A 17,564-nucleotide genomic window follows, 5' to 3' on the forward strand; every position below is an offset into this window, starting at 1 on the left:
AATCAATTTTCATTTATCAAGAAAGACGAATCATGGGATTCGTTTTTTCTTTACCAGACTGAAATAGTGATTTACTATAATAGGAATTTTCATAAAATTCTGTTATAATGGCTATATCAGAAAATTTCTAGGAGACAAACATGACAGTTAAAATTGCTTTACTTGGATTTGGTACCGTTGCAAGTGGCGTGCCTTTCCTCCTAAAGGAAAATGGAGAAAAAATCGTTCAGTCAGCTCATTCAGAGATTGAAGTAGCCAAGGTATTGGTCAAGGATGAAGATGAAAAGAACCGCTTGCTTGCTGCAGGAAATGACTTTAACTTTGTAACCAATGTAGACGATATTTTATCAGACAAGGACATTACTATTGTAGTGGAATTGATGGGGCGTATCGAACCAGCTAAAACCTTTATCACTCGTGCCTTAGAAGCTGGGAAACACGTTGTTACTGCTAACAAGGACCTTTTGGCTGTCCATGGTGCAGAATTGCTAGAAATCGCTAAAGAGCATAATGTAGCACTTTACTACGAAGCAGCTGTTGCTGGTGGGATTCCAATTCTTCGCACTCTAGCAAATTCATTGGCTTCTGATAAAATCACGCGCGTTCTTGGTGTCGTTAACGGAACTTCTAACTTCATGATGACCAAGATGGTGGAAGAAGGCTGGTCTTATGAAGATGCTTTGGCTGAAGCTCAAAGACTTGGATTTGCAGAAAGCGACCCTACAAATGACGTGGATGGGATTGATGCAGCCTACAAGATGGTGATTTTGAGCCAATTTGCCTTTGGGATGAAGGTTGCCTTTGACGATGTAGCCCACAAGGGAATCCGCAACATCACACCAGAAGACGTAGCTGTAGCCCAAGACCTGGGCTATGTAGTGAAATTGGTAGGTTCTATCGAGGAAACTCCTTCGGGTATTGCTGCGGAAGTAACTCCAACCTTCCTTCCCAAAGCACATCCACTTGCTAGTGTCAATGGGGTAATGAACGCAGTCTTTGTGGAGTCTATCGGCATCGGTGAGTCTATGTACTACGGACCAGGTGCGGGTCAAAAACCAACTGCAACAAGTGTTGTGGCGGATATTGTCCGTATCGTTCGTCGTTTGAATGATGGAACAATTGGAAAAGACTTCAACGAATACAGCCGTGACTTGGTTTTGGCAAATCCAGAAGATGTTAAAGCAAACTACTATTTCTCAATCTTGGCACCAGATTCAAAAGGTCAGGTCTTGAAACTTGCTGAAATCTTTAATGCTCAAGATATTTCCTTCAAGCAAATCCTCCAAGATGGCAAAGAGGGTGACAAGGCGCGTGTAGTGATTATTACACATAAGATCAATAAAGCACAACTTGAGAATGTTTCAGCTGGGTTGGCCAAAGCTTCAGAATTTGACCTCTTGAATACATTCAAGGTGTTAGGAGACTAGGATGAAGATTATTGTACCTGCAACAAGTGCCAATATCGGGCCAGGTTTTGATTCGGTCGGTGTAGCTGTAACCAAGTATCTTCAAATTGAGGTCTGTGAAGAACGAGATGAGTGGTTGATTGAACACCAGATTGGCAAATGGATTCCCCATGATGAGCGCAATCTTTTGCTTAAAATTGCCTTGCAAATTGCGCCAGACTTACAACCGAGACGCTTGAAAATGACCAGTGATGTTCCCCTAGCGCGTGGTTTGGGTTCTTCAAGCTCTGTTATTGTTGCTGGAATTGAACTAGCTAATCAACTGGGCAAGCTCAATTTATCCGACCAAGACAAATTGCAGCTGGCGACCAAGATTGAAGGGCATCCTGACAATGTTGCTCCAGCCATTTATGGTAAACTCGTTATTGCAAGTTCCGTTGAAGGGCAAGTCTCTGCTATCGTAGCAGACTTCCCAGAGTGTGATTTCCTAGCCTACATTCCAAACTATGAATTGCGTACTCGAGACAGTCGTGGTGTCTTGCCTAAAAAATTGCCCTACAAGGAAGCAGTTGCAGCTAGTTCTATCGCAAATGTTGCTGTTGCAGCCTTGTTGGCAGGAGACATGGTGACAGCTGGACAAGCAATCGAGGGAGACCTCTTCCACGAGCGTTATCGTCAAAGTCTAGTCCGTGAATTTGCAACGATTAAGCAAGTAGCCAAAGAGAATGGTGCCTATGCAACCTATCTTTCTGGTGCCGGGCCAACAGTTATGGTCTTGGCTTCTCATGACAAGATGCCCGCGATTAAGGCAGAATTGCAAAAGCAGTCTTTCAAAGGCAAACTTCATAATTTGAAAGTTGATACCCAAGGTGTCCGTGTTGAAGAAAAATAAAGAATAGAAGATAGGATGGGGAAAGTCTCGATCAGAGGACTTCCTATCCTTTTTTTGAAAAGAAGTTTATACTCAATGAAAATCAAAAAGCAAACTAGGAAGCTAGCCGCAGGCTGCTCAAAACAGTGTTTTGAGGTTGTAGATAAGACTGACGAAGTCAGTCACATATATACGGTAAGGCTACGCTGACGTGGTTTGGAGAGATTTTTGAAGAGTATTGGTTAAAAACTTGATAAAGGAGAAAGAAGATGGCAGAAATTTATCTAGCAGGTGGTTGTTTTTGGGGGTTAGAGGAGTATTTTTCACGTATTTCTGGAGTGCTAGCAACCAGTGTCGGCTACGCTAATGGCCAAGTCGAAACAACCAATTACCAGTTGCTCAAGGAAACAGACCATGCAGAGACTGTTCAAGTGATTTATGATGAGAAAGTAGTGTCACTCAGAGAAATTTTACTTTATTATTTCCGTGTCATTGATCCCTTGTCTATTAACCAACAAGGGAATGACCGTGGTCGCCAATATCGTACTGGTATTTATTACCAAGATGAAGCAGACTTGCCAGCTATCTACACAGTGGTGCAGGAGCAGGAGCGTATGCTGGGTCGAAAGATTGCAGTAGAGGTGGAGAAACTTCGCCACTACATTTTAGCAGAAGACTACCATCAAGACTATCTCAAGAAAAATCCTTCAGGTTATTGTCATATCGATGTGACGGATGCTGATAAGCCATTGATTGACGCCTCTAACTATGAAAAGCCTAGTCAAGAGGTGTTAAAGGAAAGCTTAACTGAAGAGTCTTATCGTGTTACGCAAGAAGCTGCTACAGAGGCTCCATTTAGTAATGCTTATGACCAAACTTTTGAAGAGGGGATTTATGTAGACATCACGACAGGGGAGCCACTCTTTTTTGCTAAGGATAAGTTTGCCTCAGGTTGTGGTTGGCCAAGTTTTAGTCGTCCGATTTCTAAGGAATTGATTCACTATTACAAGGATTTGAGCCATGGAATGGAGCGAATCGAGGTTCGTTCTCGATCAGGAAATGCTCACTTGGGTCATGTTTTCACAGATGGACCTCAGGAATTAGGTGGCCTGCGGTACTGTATTAATTCTGCATCCTTGCGCTTTGTAGCCAAGGATGAGATGGAAAAAGCAGGATATGGCTATCTATTGCCTTACTTAAATAAATAAAACTGAGAGGGTGGGTCTTCCCACTTTCTTCATTTCCAGAATAAGAATAGAAGGGACTTATGAAACACTTACTATCTTACTTCAAACCCTATATCAAAGAATCAATTTTGGCTCCCTTGTTCAAGCTACTTGAAGCTGTTTTTGAACTCTTGGTTCCCATGGTGATTGCTGGGATTGTTGACCAGTCCTTGCCCCAGAGAGATCAAGGCCATCTCTGGATGCAGATTGGCCTACTCCTTGTCTTTGCAGTGATTGGTGTTTTAGTGGCCTTGGTAGCCCAGTTTTACTCAGCCAAGGCAGCGGTTGGATTCGCCAAGGAACTGACAGACGACCTTTATCGTCATATTCTTTCCTTGCCAAAGGATAGCAGAGATCGTCTGACAACTTCTAGCTTGGTGACCCGCTTGACTTCGGACACCTACCAGATTCAGACTGGGATCAATCAATTCCTGCGCCTCTTTTTGCGAGCGCCTATTATCGTTTTTGGTGCCATTTTTATGGCCTATCGCATCTCGGCTGAGCTGACTTTCTGGTTTTTAGTTATGGTTGTCATTTTGACGATTGTCATTGTCGGGTTATCTCGGCTGGTCAATCCTCTCTACAGTAGTCTCAGAAAGAAAACGGATCAGCTGGTTCAGGAAACGCGCCAGCAATTACAAGGCATGCGAGTTATTCGTGCTTTTGGCCAGGAAAAACGAGAGTTACAGATTTTTCAAACCCTTAACCAACTTTATGCTAGATTGCAAGAAAAAACAGGCTTCTGGTCTAGTTTATTAACACCTCTGACCTATCTGATTGTTAATGGAACTCTTCTCGTCATCATCTGGCAGGGCTATATTTCAATTCAAGGAGGTTTACTCAGTCAAGGTGCCCTCATTGCCCTTATCAACTATATCTTACAGATTTTGGTGGAATTGGTTAAGCTCGCCATGCTGATAAATTCTCTCAACCAGTCCTATATCTCAGCCAAGAGAATTGAGGAAGTTTTTACCGAAGCTCCAGAAGATATTTTTTCAGAATTAGAAGAAAAGCAAGCTACCGGTGATTGGGTTTTGCAAGTCAAAGAATTAACCTTTACCTATCCTGATGCGGCCCAGCCTTCTCTGAGAAACATTTCCTTTGATATGAATCAAGGGCAGATCCTTGGTATCATCGGGGGAACTGGTTCAGGTAAATCAAGCTTGGTGCAAGTCTTACTTGGACTTTATCCGGTAGACAAGGGGAGCATTGACCTTTATCGAAATGGACGTAGTCCTCGTAATCTTGAGCAGTGGCGGTCTTGGATTGCCTATGTGCCTCAAAAAGTCGAACTCTTTAAGGGAACTATTCGTTCCAACTTGACTCTGGGTTTTAATCGAGAAGTGTCTGACCAAGAACTCTGGCAGGCCTTGGAGATTGCGCAAGCTAAGGATTTTGTCAGTGAAAAGGAAGGACTTTTGGATGCCCTAGTTGAGGCAGGAGGACGAAATTTCTCAGGCGGACAAAAACAAAGGCTGTCTATCGCTCGAGCGGTATTGCGCCAAGCTCCATTTCTCATCCTAGATGATGCGACCTCGGCACTGGACACCATCACTGAGTCCAAGCTCTTGAAAGCTATTAGAGAAAATCTGCCAAACACGAGCCTAATCTTGATTTCTCAACGAACCTCGACTTTACAGATGGCTGACCAGATTCTCCTCTTGGAAAAAGGGGAGCTTCTAGCTATCGGCAAGCACGAGGACTTGATGAAAACTAGCCAAGTCTATCGTGAAATCAATGCATCCCAACATGGAAAGGAGGACTAGCATGAGACGACAAACCGCAAACCAGACGCTCAAACGTTTAGCCGTAGATTTAGCAAACCATCCTTTCCTTCTTTTCCTAGCCTTTCTAGGAACTATTACCCAGGTTGGCTTATCAATCTACCTACCTATTCTGATCGGGCAGGTCATTGACCAGGTCCTAGTGGCTGGTTCTTCGCTAGTTTTTTGGCAGATTTTTCTCCAGATGATCTTGGTGGTCATAGGAAATACCCTAGTTCAATGGGCCAATCCTCTTCTTTATAATCGCCTAATCTTCTCTTATACTAAAGATTTACGAGAGCGAATCATTCATAAGCTCCATCGTTTACCGATTGCCTTTGTAGATAGGCAAGGAAGTGGAGAGATGGTTAGTCGTGTAACCACAGACATCGAACAGTTGGCAGCTGGCTTGACCATGATTTTTAACCAATTTTTCATTGGTGTTTTGATGATTTTGGTTAGTATTCTAGCCATGCTCCAAATTCACCTTCTCATGACTCTCTTGGTCTTGCTGTTGACGCCACTGTCTATGGTGATTTCACGCTTTATTGCCAAACGCTCCTATCATCTCTTTCAGAAGCAAACAGAGACCAGGGGGATTCAGACTCAGTTGATTGAAGAGTCTCTTAGCCAGCAAACTATTATCCAGTCCTTCAATGCTCAGACAGAGTTTATCCAAAGACTGCACGAGGCGAATGCCAACTATGCAGGCTATTCTCAGTCAGCCATCTTTTATTCATCAACGGTTAATCCTTCAACTCGCTTTGTCAATGCGCTCATTTATGCCCTTCTTGCTGGAGTGGGAGCCTATCGTATCATGATGGGTTCAACCTTGACCATTGGGCGTTTAGTGACTTTTTTGAACTATGTCCAACAGTACACCAAGCCCTTTAATGATATTTCTTCAGTTCTAGCCGAGTTGCAAAGTGCCCTCGCTTGCGCAGAGCGTGTCTATGCCGTCTTAGAAAGTCCTGAGGTGTCTGAAACAGGTAAGGAAATCTTGATCAGTGACCAAGTGAAGGGAGCCATTTCCTTTAAACACGTCTCTTTCGGCTATCATCCTGAGAAGGTCTTGATTAAGGCTTTATCCATTGACATTCCTGCTGGTAGCAAGGTGGCCATCGTTGGTCCGACAGGTGCTGGGAAGTCAACTCTTATCAATCTTCTCATGCGTTTTTATCCTATAAATTCAGGAGATATCTTGTTAGATGGTCATTCCATTTACGACTATACCCGAGCGTCATTGAGACAGCAGTTTGGGATGGTGCTCCAGGAGACCTGGCTCAAGCAAGGGACCATTCATGATAATATTGCTTTTGGAAATCCTGATTCCAGCTGGGAGCAGGTGATTGCTGCTGCAAAAGCAGCTAACGCAGACTTTTTCATCCAACAGTTGCCACAGGGATACGATACCAAGTTGGAAAATGCAGGAGAATCTCTCTCTGTTGGGCAAGCCCAGCTCTTGACCATCGCCCGAGTCTTTCTAGCTATTCCAAAGATTCTTATCTTAGACGAAGCGACTTCCTCCATCGATACACGGACAGAAGTTCTAGTTCAGGATGCCTTTGCCAAACTGATGAAGGGGCGCACAAGCTTTATCATTGCCCATCGTTTGTCAACAATTCAGGATGCGGATTTGATTCTTGTCTTGGTAGATGGTGACATTGTGGAGCATGGCAATCATCAGGAGCTCATGGCTAGAAAGGGCAAGTATTACCAAATGCAAAAAGCAGCAGCTTTTAGCTCTGAATAATCCTTTCTATTTTAAAATCTTATGGACAAAAAAAGTTGCCTTTGTATGACTTTTTTGTTACAATAGCTAGAAAAATTATTCACTGTAAATTGTCTTATAGAAAAGGAGCCTATAATGAAAGTCTATCAGCATGTAAATATCGTGACTTGTGACCAAGATTTCCATGTTTATTTGGATGGTGTCTTAGCCGTTAAGGACTCTCAAATTGTCTATGTCGGCCAAGAGAAGCCAGAGATTTTGGAGCAAGCTGAGCAGATTATAGACTATCAAGGAGCCTGGATTATGCCTGGTTTGGTTAATTGCCATACCCATTCTGCTATGACAGGCTTGCGAGGAATCCGAGATGACAGCAATCTCCATGAATGGCTCAATGACTATATCTGGCCAGCAGAAACTGAGTTTACTCCCGACATGACTACCAAGGCGGTTAAAGAAGCTCTGACGGAGATGCTCCAGTCAGGGACAACAACCTTCAACGATATGTATAATCCCAATGGTGTGGATATTGAGAGAATTTATCAGGCAGTCAAGGCTTCCAAGATGCGTTGTTATTTCTCACCGACCCTCTTTTCTTCAGAAGCAGAAACAACTGCTGAGACCATAAGGAGAACTCGAGCCATCATCGAGGAAATCTTAGGATATGAAAATCCAAATTTCAAGGTTATGGTAGCTCCACATTCTCCGTATAGCTGTAGTAGAGACTTGCTAGAAGCGAGCTTAGATATGGCAAAAGAGCTGGACATTCCCATCCATATCCATGTGGCGGAGACCAAGGAGGAATCAGGAATTATCCTGAAACGCTATGGCAAACGCCCCCTCGCCTTTCTAGAAGAACTGGGTTACTTAGATCATCCGTCTGTTTTTGCTCATGGGGTCGAACTAAACGAACAAGAAATTGAACGTTTGGCAACTTCTCATGTGGCTATCGCCCACAATCCTATCAGTAATCTAAAACTGGCCTCAGGAATCGCTCCAATCATCCAACTCCAAAAAGCAGGAGTAGCAGTGGGGATTGCGACTGACTCGGTTGCTTCCAATAACAATCTAGATATGTTTGAGGAAGGACGGACAGCAGCCCTCCTTCAGAAAATGAAGAGTGGAGATGCCAGCCAATTTCCTATCGAAACAGCTCTCAAAGCTCTAACGATAGAAGGTGCTAAGGTTCTTGGGATGGAAGATCAGATAGGAAGTCTGGAAGTTGGTAAGCAGGCAGATTTTCTGGTCATTAATCCTCAAGGAAAAATCCATCTCCAACCTCAGGAAAATATGCTCTCTCACCTCGTATACGCAGTCAAATCCAGTGATGTTGATGATGTCTATATTGCAGGAGAGCAGGTTGTCAAGGAAGGTCAAGTTTTGACAGTAGAAATTTAAAAAAATTTCAAAAAAAGTTTGCAAAAATCTTGCATTCTTTTTTTGTCTATGCTATACTTATATACGGTTTGAAAAAACTGCCTAAGACAGTAGGGGAGCTCGACTCATAAAGATCCTACCGAGGACAAAACGTATCATGTAAAAAGAAGCGTATTGTACTTTCGTGTCTAGGTTTGGGCGCGTTTTTCTTTTGGAAAAATTCCCCAAGCAAAATAATTACGGAGGTGAACACACTAATGAGTGAAGCAATTATTGCTAAAAAAGCGGAACTAGTTGACGTAGTAGCTGAAAAAATGAAAGCTGCTGCATCTATCGTCGTTGTAGACGCTCGTGGTTTGACAGTTGATCAAGATACAGTTCTTCGTCGTGAGCTTCGTGGAAGCGAAGTTGAGTATAAAGTTATTAAAAACTCAATCTTGCGTCGTGCAGCTGAAAAAGCTGGTCTTGAAGATCTTGCATCAGTATTTGTTGGACCATCTGCCGTAGCATTTTCTAATGAAGATGTTATCGCGCCAGCGAAAATCTTGAACGACTTTGCTAAAAACGCTGAAGCACTTGAAATCAAAGGTGGTGCAATTGAAGGCGCTGTCGCATCTAAAGAAGAAATCGTTGCTCTTGCAACTCTTCCAAACCGCGAAGGACTTCTTTCTATGCTCCTTTCTGTACTTCAAGCGCCAGTGCGCAACGTTGCTCTTGCAGTCAAAGCGGTTGCAGACAACAAAGAAGACGCAGCTTAATCTTAAGCTACGCAGCGTAGCATAGCTACGAAAAACTATTATAATTAAAAACTTATTTGGAGGAAATAACAATGGCATTGAACATTGAAAACATTATTGCTGAAATTAAAGAAGCTTCAATCCTTGAATTGAACGACCTTGTAAAAGCTATCGAAGAAGAATTTGGTGTAACTGCAGCTGCTCCTGTAGCTGTAGCTGCAGCTGGTGCTGCTGACGCTGGTGCTGCTAAAGATTCATTTGACGTTGAATTGACAGCTGCTGGTGACAAAAAAGTTGGCGTTATCAAAGCTGTACGTGAAATCACTGGTCTTGGACTTAAAGAAGCTAAAGAACTTGTTGATGGTGCACCAGGTGTCATCAAAGAAGGCGTTCCAACTGCAGAAGCTGAAGAAATCAAAGCTAAATTGGAAGAAGCTGGAGCTTCAGTTACTCTTAAATAATAGAGCAACTACATTTGTAGCTTAAAAACATGATTAAACCGCTATTCTTAGGATTAGCGGTTTTTCTTTATAATTGAAAAGAGAAAATTTATGAAGTGTCTCCAGTTGTTCCATAAGATTTTCATCATAAAGTTCTGGAGTTTGATTAGAGAACCATGTCAATCAAACTCCAACGCTCGATAAATCGATGATGTATCTGTGGAAGGAGATTATGTTTGCTAAGGTATTTTTTGCAGAAATAGTGGTACAATATCCTTAGAATAGTTCAAAATTTATCTTTGCTAGGGGAAAGGGAGATTGAACTCCCTGATGCATCCGTCTTAGTATGGGATTAATGTCCTATAAAAAGGAAATGTTATAAAGGTGATATTGATGGAAAGATATGAATTTACAGCGACAACAGCAAAATCAGATATAATAATTGGTATCCTTTTTCCCATGTTCCTCATGCTTCCTGTATTGGGAATACAGTTGGCTATATTCTATTTAAAACTGAATGATTTTTTTAAATCACAACCTCTTTTTCTTTATACGATAGTATTAGTATTTTTTGGTATTAGTTTTCTTTTAATTAAAAAAATACAAGGTAGTCTAGTGAAGAATTTTGTCGTAGAATTATCTGGAAGAAATATTAGGATTTGGTGTGATGGAAAGGAGATTGTATCAGGAGAAGTTATTTTCTGTAGGATAAAAAATAAGGAGCCTAAACTGGGGGCGAGAGCCTTAAATGTAGACATAGACACCAAGGGGGATAACATTAAATTTCGAGTTCGGTCTAAGGAATATGAAAATTTATCATCTTCTACTTGGAATCCTCTCGGGACAAGCAAACCCTCTGATGTAGAAACGTTATTATCTTTGGGCAAAAAAATAAAAAATGCTATGGAAGAAGAAGTTTTGATAGAAGATGAAGCTTCAAAAAAACCTCGATCGTTTTGATTTAAAATGGGTAAACCTACTTGAAATTATAGTCTGATACGAAAGATTTAGTATGTCATTTTTTCCAAAAGTTACTAGAATTTTGATAGAAATTCAATTTTCTTCTTGACCCTGACCTTGGGTAAGGGATTATACTAATAGTAGATAAGAAAGGAGATTACTATGAAAATCAATATGATTCGTTCAGATAAAGTTTATCAAGAGATGCTAGAGCTACCCTTAGAAAAGAGAGAAGGTTGCTTTCGAGCCAAAATATTAGCACCTTTTGCAACGAAATACCAAACTCAACACATTCCTTTAAAAGCGAAGTATCCTGGAGGATTTGATGCTCTGTTTCTACTTGGCTTTATGAATCAGTTGCCTGCAACTCTCTCGGAAAAGGATAGACCGGCTATCGACGCTCTAAGTTCTGATCAACTCTGGCAAAATTGTCAAGATACCATCAAGAGGAGTATTGGTCTTTTTGAGCAAGCTGGCTATGATTTAGAGGTTGAGGATTACCATTTTACTATTTTATTGGGCAACCCTGAAAAGGCCATGTTACAGCTCAATAAGGGTTATAGCGGAGATGGTGGAATTCCAGGTTACCTCATGCTTAGTCTGCTACCGAATGACTATACTTTGCCACGTGTGCAAGCGGCTCTGGCCCACGAGTGCAATCATAATGTCCGCTTCCAATTTATCAAATGGAACCAGCAGACGACACTAGCAGACTGGGTAGTCAGTGAAGGATTGGCAGAGTCTTTTGCAGCTGAGCTTTATGGCAAAGATCTCATCGGATCTTGGGTCACTTCAACCAGTCCAGAGCAGTTAGAAGAGATTAAGCCCATCATCTCAAGTCAGCTTCAGCTAACAGGGATGGCGGAAATGGCTCCTTATCTTTACGGTGATGAAATAGCTGAGATACAGGGTCAGATACCAGTCGGTATGCCCTATGCTGCAGGCTATGCTTATGGCTATCATCTGATACAAGCTTATCTGAAAAAGACTGGTAAGAGCATTATTGAGGCTACTGTGACATCAACGGAAGAGATTCTAGAGGCGACTAAAGACTTTTGGAAATGATACTTTTGCTTGCAAATCTGCCAGAGTTTGATATAATGAAAGTAATTTTTGGAGGTGACTATATGCACTATAAAAGAGTTGAATTGAAAGTCACAAATCAGGGTATCCATGAGCGCAAGATTTTTCAAGGAGTTAAAATTTTCAGTCGGAGCAAGCTGTCCAAAGATCAGAAAAGCATTCTGACGCAGAAGCTTTACCTGACATCGAAGCAAAATATTGTTTACTATCAACGGAAAGATATCAATTATGACCAGAACTGGCATCATCATAAGGACTATTATGAACTAACTTTTGGCCATATAGATAGAGAGACTGTTTTTAAGGTTTGTCAAGATTTTGACGAACTAAGTCCTTTTCTGGAAAATGAGCTGCTGGAGAAGTTAAAAGAAAAGCAGTCAACAGGCAAATTTTTTGAAAAATTAGATATATAAAAATCCGGCTGCTTTTATAAGCAGTCGGATTTCTTTGAGTTATAGTTTGATAATCTTTCATAAGGAAAAATAGATCTATTTTTATCATGAACAGCTTTTGTTAGAAGCTGTGGAAACGGTATAGTTGAAATCTATGAAGAATAAGTGTATAATCAAGAAAAAATGATTGAGTGCTCACTCAATTTTTTTTAGATGTGTAAGGAGTTCATACAATGGTTGTTCAAGCAATACAATATAGTCGTTTCGGTGATGAAGAAGTGTTAGATTTAGTGAACATTAAATCTGATTCTTTGAAAGTGAATCAAGTTAGGGTAGAAGTTTATGCAGTTGGTTTAAATCCTATTGATTATAAAACTTTTGAGGGTGCAAAGCCACTTCGTTTTCTATCTTTTATGACGAAACTAAGGAAGCCAAGTCATTGGTTTGAGTCAAAATCATCTCTTTTTCCAAGAGGTATTGGTCGGGATTTTGCTGGAGTTATCACAGAAGTTGGTGAAGGAGTAAGTCGGTTTGCAGTAGGGGATAAGGTTTTTGGAACAATGATCAGTGACCCTGGATTAGGCACCAAGAAGGGAGCTTTGGCAACAGAAATTTGTGTCAATGAATCGGAAATTGTATTGAAACCAGAGATGATTGATATGAACCATGCAGCTACTATGGGTGTAGCCTCTCTAACAGTGGGAGGTGCTTTTAGAAAGATTGAGCTAAACTCTAAAGATGTTGTAGTTATTTCAGCAGCAGCAGGTGGTATTGGAAGTATCGCAGTACAGTATGCAGTTGCTAAGGGTGCAACGGTTATCGGAATTGCAAGTAAGAAAAATTCAGAATACCTGAAGTCCTTAGGTGCCATACCAGTAGCTTACGAAGAGAACATCCAGAATGCTCTTCTATCAGCAAGTCCAAAGCCAATTACAAAATTCTTGGATTGCTATGGAAGTGATTATGTTAAATTGGCTTTCAGTTTGGGATTGAAGGGCACGGCTATTGGAACGCTAGTACCTTCACCATATGTTATGATAAGAGGAGCTCAGTTCACGGGTCCGAGACATTCCACATATGATGATTTTAGAGTTCTAGCGGAAATGGTCTCAGATGGGAAGGTTCGGCTGAATATTGATCAGGTTTATGATTTTTCTCTAAAGTCTGTTAGAGAGGCATATCGTAGTCTGAAGTCGGGACACACTCGAGGTAAGAAGGTTGTAAAAGTAAGAGGGTAGCAGAGAGGTGCCAGCAATGGAAAGTTTAGAACAAAAGTATGCCCAGACATTAGAAAATAGCAACTTGAGTTTAAAACAACGTCAAGTATTATTATCAAGTCTAAAGCTATTTTCAGAAATTGGCTTTGAAAATACAACAGCCAGCCTTATTGCTAAGGAGGCTGGAGTTTCAGAAGGGACCGTTTTTAGTTACTTTAAGACCAAGGAAGGCATCTTAGAAGCTATTCTGTCAACTTTTCTCGAACAGGTTATTCCAGATGTAATTGCTGATTTTTCTGAGAAGAAATTTACAGCAAACCAAGAGTCTTTTCCACTATTTTTAAGAAGTATTGTTCGAGATAGACTAGTTTTCATTCAGAAGAATCAAATGCAAGTTAAAATTCTCTTGAACCGTTCTTTTATTGATAAAACTATTTCTGACCAGTTAGGGAATGTTATTATTCACTCTATCATTAAGCCAATTAGTCCAGTTCTGAATCAGTTTAAAGAAAATGGTGTTATCCGAGATTGGTCAAATGAAAGAATTGTTCGTTATATTCTAGCTTTGAGTCTTTCTTATGCTCTTCCAATGATGTTGAATGATAATGAGGACCTAGACATAGATGAAGCAGTAAATGAAATAGTTGAATGCCTGTCTTTTGCCTTAGTAGAGGTAAAATAAATCTTGATTTTAAGCTTACTATTTTAAATGGTGAGCTTTTTTGAAGCCAACATAAAAATCCCCAATCATAACGATTGAGGATTGAGCAAATGAATTTTAAACAATACCTTGTGCAATCATCGCGTTTGCTACGTTTTCGAAGGCAGCGATATTTGCTCCTGCAAGGTAATCAGTACCAAGACCATATGTTTCAGCAGTTGTTTTAGCTGTGTTGAAGATGTTTGTCATGATGTCTTTGAGACGGCCGTCAACTTCTTCACGTGTCCATGAAAGGCGAAGGCTGTTTTGGCTCATTTCAAGTGCAGATACAGCTACACCACCAGCGTTGGCAGCTTTGGCAGGTCCATAAAGGATTCCGTTTTCTTTGTAGACTTTAATCGCATCAAGGTCGCTCGGCATGTTAGCACCTTCTGATACGCAGATAACACCTTGAGCAACCAAACGTTTAGCAGCTTCACCGTTGATTTCATTTTGAGTCGCACATGGAAGAGCAATATCGTAGTTTCCAGCGTAAGTCCATACAGAACCTTCATGGTAAGTAGCAGTTGCTTTCTCAGCTGCATACTCAGTCAAACGTGCACGACGGTTATTCTTCACATCTGCTAGAAGGTCGAAGTCGATACCATTTTCATCAATGACATAACCATTTGAGTCAGATACAGAGATAACAGTAGCGCCGAGTTCAGTTGCTTTTTGAAGAGCATATTGAGCTACGTTACCAGAACCCGAAATTACCACTTTCTTACCAGCAAAACTGTTACCATTAGCTTTGAGCATTTCTTCAGTGTAGTAAACCAAACCATAACCAGTTGCTTCTGGACGAATCAAGCTACCACCAAATCCAAGAGGTTTACCAGTCAAGACACCCGCATCAAATTGGTTAAGACGTTTGTATTGTCCGTAAAGGTAACCAATTTCACGTCCACCAACACCGATATCACCAGCAGGTACGTCAAGAGATGGTCCGATGTATTTTTGTAATTCTGTCATAAAGCTTTGGCAGAAGCGCATCACTTCAGCATCAGTCTTCCCTTTAGGATCGAAGTCTGATCCACCTTTACCTCCACCGATTGGAAGTCCAGTCAAAACGTTTTTAAAGATTTGTTCGAAGCCAAGGAATTTCAAGATCCCTTGATTTACAGTTGGGTGGAAACGAAGTCCGCCTTTATATGGTCCAACAGCTGAGTTGAATTGAACACGGTAACCACGGTTGACTTGGACTTTGCCTTCACGGTCAACCCAAGGAACACGGAAAGAAATTACGCGCTCAGGCTCAGTGATACGTGCCAAGATGTTTTCTTCGATATACTCAGGATGTTTTTCAAATACAGGTTCCAAAGTGCTGAAGAATTCTTCAACCGCCTGGAGAAATTCAGCCTCATGCCCGTTACGAGCTTTCACAGTTGCAAACACGCTTTGGATATAGTCTTTAGCAGATGTCATATCGTTCTCCTTTTGTTGTTATATTTTATTACATGAGTCATTATAGCAGAATTTTTTTTGAGTGTAAAGAAAAAACAGAAATTTTCTAAAAATTCTTTCAATTTACAAAACCGAACGTTTTATATAGAAATTAGTTTCTCAAAGAGAAAATCTTAAAGTATGGTATAATATTAGAAATAAAAGGAATCTGGAGGATCAGAATCATGGTATCAACGAAAACACAAATAGCGGGCTTTGAGTTTGACAATTGCTTGATGAATGCAGCGGGTGTGGCTTGTATGACGATAGAAGAGCTTGAAGGGGTCAAAAACTCAGCGGCGGGTACTTTTGTCACGAAGACAGCGACCTTGGACTTTCGTCAGGGCAATCCTGAGCCACGCTACCAGGATGTTCCACTTGGTTCTATCAACTCCATGGGCTTACCAAATAATGGCTTAGACTACTATCTGAACTATCTTTTGGACTTGCAGGAAAAAGAGCCAAACCGAACTTTCTTCCTATCTCTAGTTGGCATGTCTCCAGAAGAAACACATACCATCTTGAAAAAAGTGCAAGAGAGCGAGTTTAAAGGACTGACAGAGCTTAATCTCTCTTGCCCAAATGTTCCAGGAAAACCTCAGATTGCCTATGATTTTGAGACAACTGACCGTATTTTGGCAGAAGTCTTTACCTACTTTACCAAACCTCTTGGGATCAAATTGCCACCATATTTTGATATTGTTCACTTTGATCAAGCGGCAGCTATTTTTAACAAATATCCGCTCAAGTTTGTCAACTGTGTTAACTCTATCGGAAACGGTCTTTACATAGAAGACGAGTCTGTCGTGATTCGTCCTAAAAATGGTTTTGGTGGAATTGGTGGAGAGTATATCAAACCGACTGCTCTAGCGAATGTGCACGCCTTTTACCAACGTTTAAATCCCCAAATACAAATCATCGGAACGGGTGGTGTTCTAACGGGTCGTGATGCCTTTGAACATATCCTCTGCGGTGCGAGTATGGTGCAAGTAGGGACTACCCTTCACAAAGAAGGTGTCGGTGCTTTTGAACGAATTACCAATGAACTGAAAGCTATTATGGCGGAAAAAGGGTACGAGAGCCTAGAAGATTTCCGTGGGAAATTGCGCTATATTGATTAAGTTTAATAAAAAATCAGAAGAAAGGAGAGAAGATGCTAGCCATAGAAGAGAGTCAAAAGGTATCTCTATCAAATTTATCTAGCTTGAATCTATTTACTGGGACAGACCAGGGTCAGTTTGAAGTTATGAAGAGTCAAGTGTTGAAACAGATTGGTTATGATCCAGCTGATCTTAACTTTGCTTACTTTGATATGAAAGAAGTAGCTTATAAAGACTTAGAGTTGGAACTGGTCAGTCTCCCTTTCTTTGCGGATGAGAAAATCGTAATATTAGACCATTTTGTCGATATTACAACAGCCAAGAAACGTTTTTTAACAGATGATGAGCTCAAGTCATTTGAGGCATACCTTGATAACCCTTCGCCAACAACCAAGTTGTTGATTTTTGCTGAAGGAAAGTTAGATAGTAAAAGACGGATGGTCAAATTGCTCAAACGAGATGCCAAGGTTTTTGATGCAGTAGAAGTCAAAGAACAAGAATTGCGCCAGTATTTCCAAAAATGGAGCCAAAAACAAGGTTTGCACTTTGCAGAAAAATCTTTTGAAAATCTCCTTATCAAATCTGGTTTTCAATTTAGTGAAATCCAGAAAAATCTCCTTTTTTTGCAGTCTTATAAGTCAGACGGCGTGATTGAGGAGAAGGATATTGTCGAGGCTATTCCAAAGACTCTGCAGGACAATATTTTTGATTTGACTCAGCTTATCTTGGGCAAAAAGATCGATCAGGCCCGTGACTTGGTCAGAGATTTGACCTTGCAAGGGGAGGATGAGATCAAGCTCATAGCTGTCATGTTAGGACAGTTTCGTACCTTTACACAAGTGAAGATTTTATCAGAAGCTGGTCAGTCGGAATCGCAGATTGTAAGCAGTCTGGGGACTTATTTGGGACGCAATCCTAATCCTTATCAAATCAAGTTCGCATTGAGAGATTCGAGAGGGATTTCCTTGGCCTTTCTCAAGCGAGCGATTTCTTATTTGATTGAAACAGACTACCAGATTAAAACAGGTGTCTATGAAAAAAGTTACTTGTTTGAAAAGGCGCTCTTGCAGATTGCGACAGAGGCAAATTGAGCAAAAAACTTGAAAAAAGAGGATGATTG

General features: G+C 41.0%; 16 protein-coding genes and 1 other annotated feature. Of the genes, 15 read left to right on the forward strand and 1 reads right to left on the reverse strand.

Going from position 1 to position 17,564, the window contains the following annotated elements; genetic code table 11:
* Positions 1 to 140 precede the first annotated feature (140 nt).
* The 13 genes from KZX55_RS00325 to KZX55_RS00385 all read left to right on the forward strand — a co-directional run bounded on the left by KZX55_RS00325 (position 141) and on the right by KZX55_RS00385 (position 13,883).
* Complete coding sequence (locus tag KZX55_RS00325) at positions 141 to 1,427, forward strand: homoserine dehydrogenase (RefSeq protein WP_248022716.1); 1,287 nt, start codon at positions 141 to 143, stop codon at positions 1,425 to 1,427.
* Between the two features lies 1 nt (position 1,428).
* Positions 1,429 to 2,298: a homoserine kinase gene (thrB, locus tag KZX55_RS00330; RefSeq protein WP_248022718.1), complete on the forward strand. Its 870-nt coding sequence runs from the start codon at positions 1,429 to 1,431 to the stop codon at positions 2,296 to 2,298.
* Between the two features lie 248 nt (positions 2,299 to 2,546).
* Positions 2,547 to 3,485, forward strand: coding sequence for a peptide-methionine (R)-S-oxide reductase MsrB (gene msrB, locus KZX55_RS00335; RefSeq protein WP_057489370.1), 939 nt, complete (start codon positions 2,547 to 2,549; stop codon positions 3,483 to 3,485).
* A 59-nt stretch (positions 3,486 to 3,544) separates the two neighbouring features.
* Complete coding sequence (locus KZX55_RS00340; RefSeq protein WP_248022720.1) at positions 3,545 to 5,269, forward strand: ABC transporter ATP-binding protein; 1,725 nt, start codon at positions 3,545 to 3,547, stop codon at positions 5,267 to 5,269.
* Between the two features lies 1 nt (position 5,270).
* Positions 5,271 to 7,019, forward strand: coding sequence for an ABC transporter ATP-binding protein (locus tag KZX55_RS00345; RefSeq protein ID WP_248022722.1), 1,749 nt, complete (start codon positions 5,271 to 5,273; stop codon positions 7,017 to 7,019).
* 114 nt (positions 7,020 to 7,133) lie between these two features.
* The gene (locus KZX55_RS00350; RefSeq protein ID WP_248022727.1) at positions 7,134 to 8,393 is read left to right on the forward strand and encodes a TRZ/ATZ family protein; all 1,260 of its coding nucleotides are present in this window, start codon (positions 7,134 to 7,136) and stop codon (positions 8,391 to 8,393) included.
* Positions 8,394 to 8,455: 62 nt separating this feature from the next.
* Positions 8,456 to 8,591, forward strand: a sequence feature (ribosomal protein L10 leader region).
* Between the two features lie 38 nt (positions 8,592 to 8,629).
* Positions 8,630 to 9,130: a 50S ribosomal protein L10 gene (gene rplJ / locus KZX55_RS00355; RefSeq protein WP_001287266.1), complete on the forward strand. Its 501-nt coding sequence runs from the start codon at positions 8,630 to 8,632 to the stop codon at positions 9,128 to 9,130.
* Positions 9,131 to 9,201: 71 nt separating this feature from the next.
* Positions 9,202 to 9,570 (forward strand): 50S ribosomal protein L7/L12, encoded by a 369-nt coding sequence (gene rplL, locus KZX55_RS00360; protein WP_001196962.1) that lies wholly within the window; start codon positions 9,202 to 9,204, stop codon positions 9,568 to 9,570.
* A gap of 372 nt (positions 9,571 to 9,942) precedes the next feature.
* Complete coding sequence (locus tag KZX55_RS00365; protein ID WP_000443018.1) at positions 9,943 to 10,509, forward strand: hypothetical protein; 567 nt, start codon at positions 9,943 to 9,945, stop codon at positions 10,507 to 10,509.
* A gap of 162 nt (positions 10,510 to 10,671) precedes the next feature.
* Positions 10,672 to 11,574 carry a DUF2268 domain-containing protein gene (locus KZX55_RS00370; protein WP_084851450.1) on the forward strand — a complete coding sequence of 301 codons (903 nt, stop codon included), beginning with the start codon at positions 10,672 to 10,674 and terminating at the stop codon, positions 11,572 to 11,574.
* Between the two features lie 62 nt (positions 11,575 to 11,636).
* Positions 11,637 to 12,005, forward strand: coding sequence for an EXLDI protein (locus KZX55_RS00375; protein ID WP_002878245.1), 369 nt, complete (start codon positions 11,637 to 11,639; stop codon positions 12,003 to 12,005).
* A 212-nt stretch (positions 12,006 to 12,217) separates the two neighbouring features.
* On the forward strand, positions 12,218 to 13,222 hold the full coding sequence (locus KZX55_RS00380) for an NADP-dependent oxidoreductase (protein ID WP_084851448.1): 1,005 nt from the start codon (positions 12,218 to 12,220) through the stop codon (positions 13,220 to 13,222).
* Between the two features lie 16 nt (positions 13,223 to 13,238).
* Entirely contained in the window at positions 13,239 to 13,883 is a 645-nt protein-coding gene (locus KZX55_RS00385) for a TetR/AcrR family transcriptional regulator (protein ID WP_248022729.1), read from the forward strand.
* A 96-nt stretch (positions 13,884 to 13,979) separates the two neighbouring features.
* Here the strand turns inward: KZX55_RS00385 and gdhA are convergent, their stop codons facing one another.
* Positions 13,980 to 15,326 carry an NADP-specific glutamate dehydrogenase gene (gene gdhA / locus KZX55_RS00390; protein ID WP_045617352.1) on the reverse strand — a complete coding sequence of 449 codons (1,347 nt, stop codon included), beginning with the start codon at positions 15,324 to 15,326 and terminating at the stop codon, positions 13,980 to 13,982.
* A 203-nt stretch (positions 15,327 to 15,529) separates the two neighbouring features.
* Here gdhA and KZX55_RS00395 point away from each other — a divergent pair, with 203 nt between their 5' ends.
* Positions 15,530 to 16,465: a dihydroorotate oxidase gene (locus tag KZX55_RS00395; protein ID WP_045617351.1), complete on the forward strand. Its 936-nt coding sequence runs from the start codon at positions 15,530 to 15,532 to the stop codon at positions 16,463 to 16,465.
* A gap of 32 nt (positions 16,466 to 16,497) precedes the next feature.
* A complete protein-coding gene (holA, locus tag KZX55_RS00400) occupies positions 16,498 to 17,535 on the forward strand; it encodes a DNA polymerase III subunit delta (protein ID WP_248022731.1) in 1,038 nt (345 codons plus the stop codon).
* Positions 17,536 to 17,564 lie beyond the last annotated feature (29 nt).

The organism is Streptococcus halitosis (assembly GCF_023147855.1).
GTDB classification, from domain to species: Bacteria; Bacillota; Bacilli; order Lactobacillales; family Streptococcaceae; genus Streptococcus; species Streptococcus halitosis_B.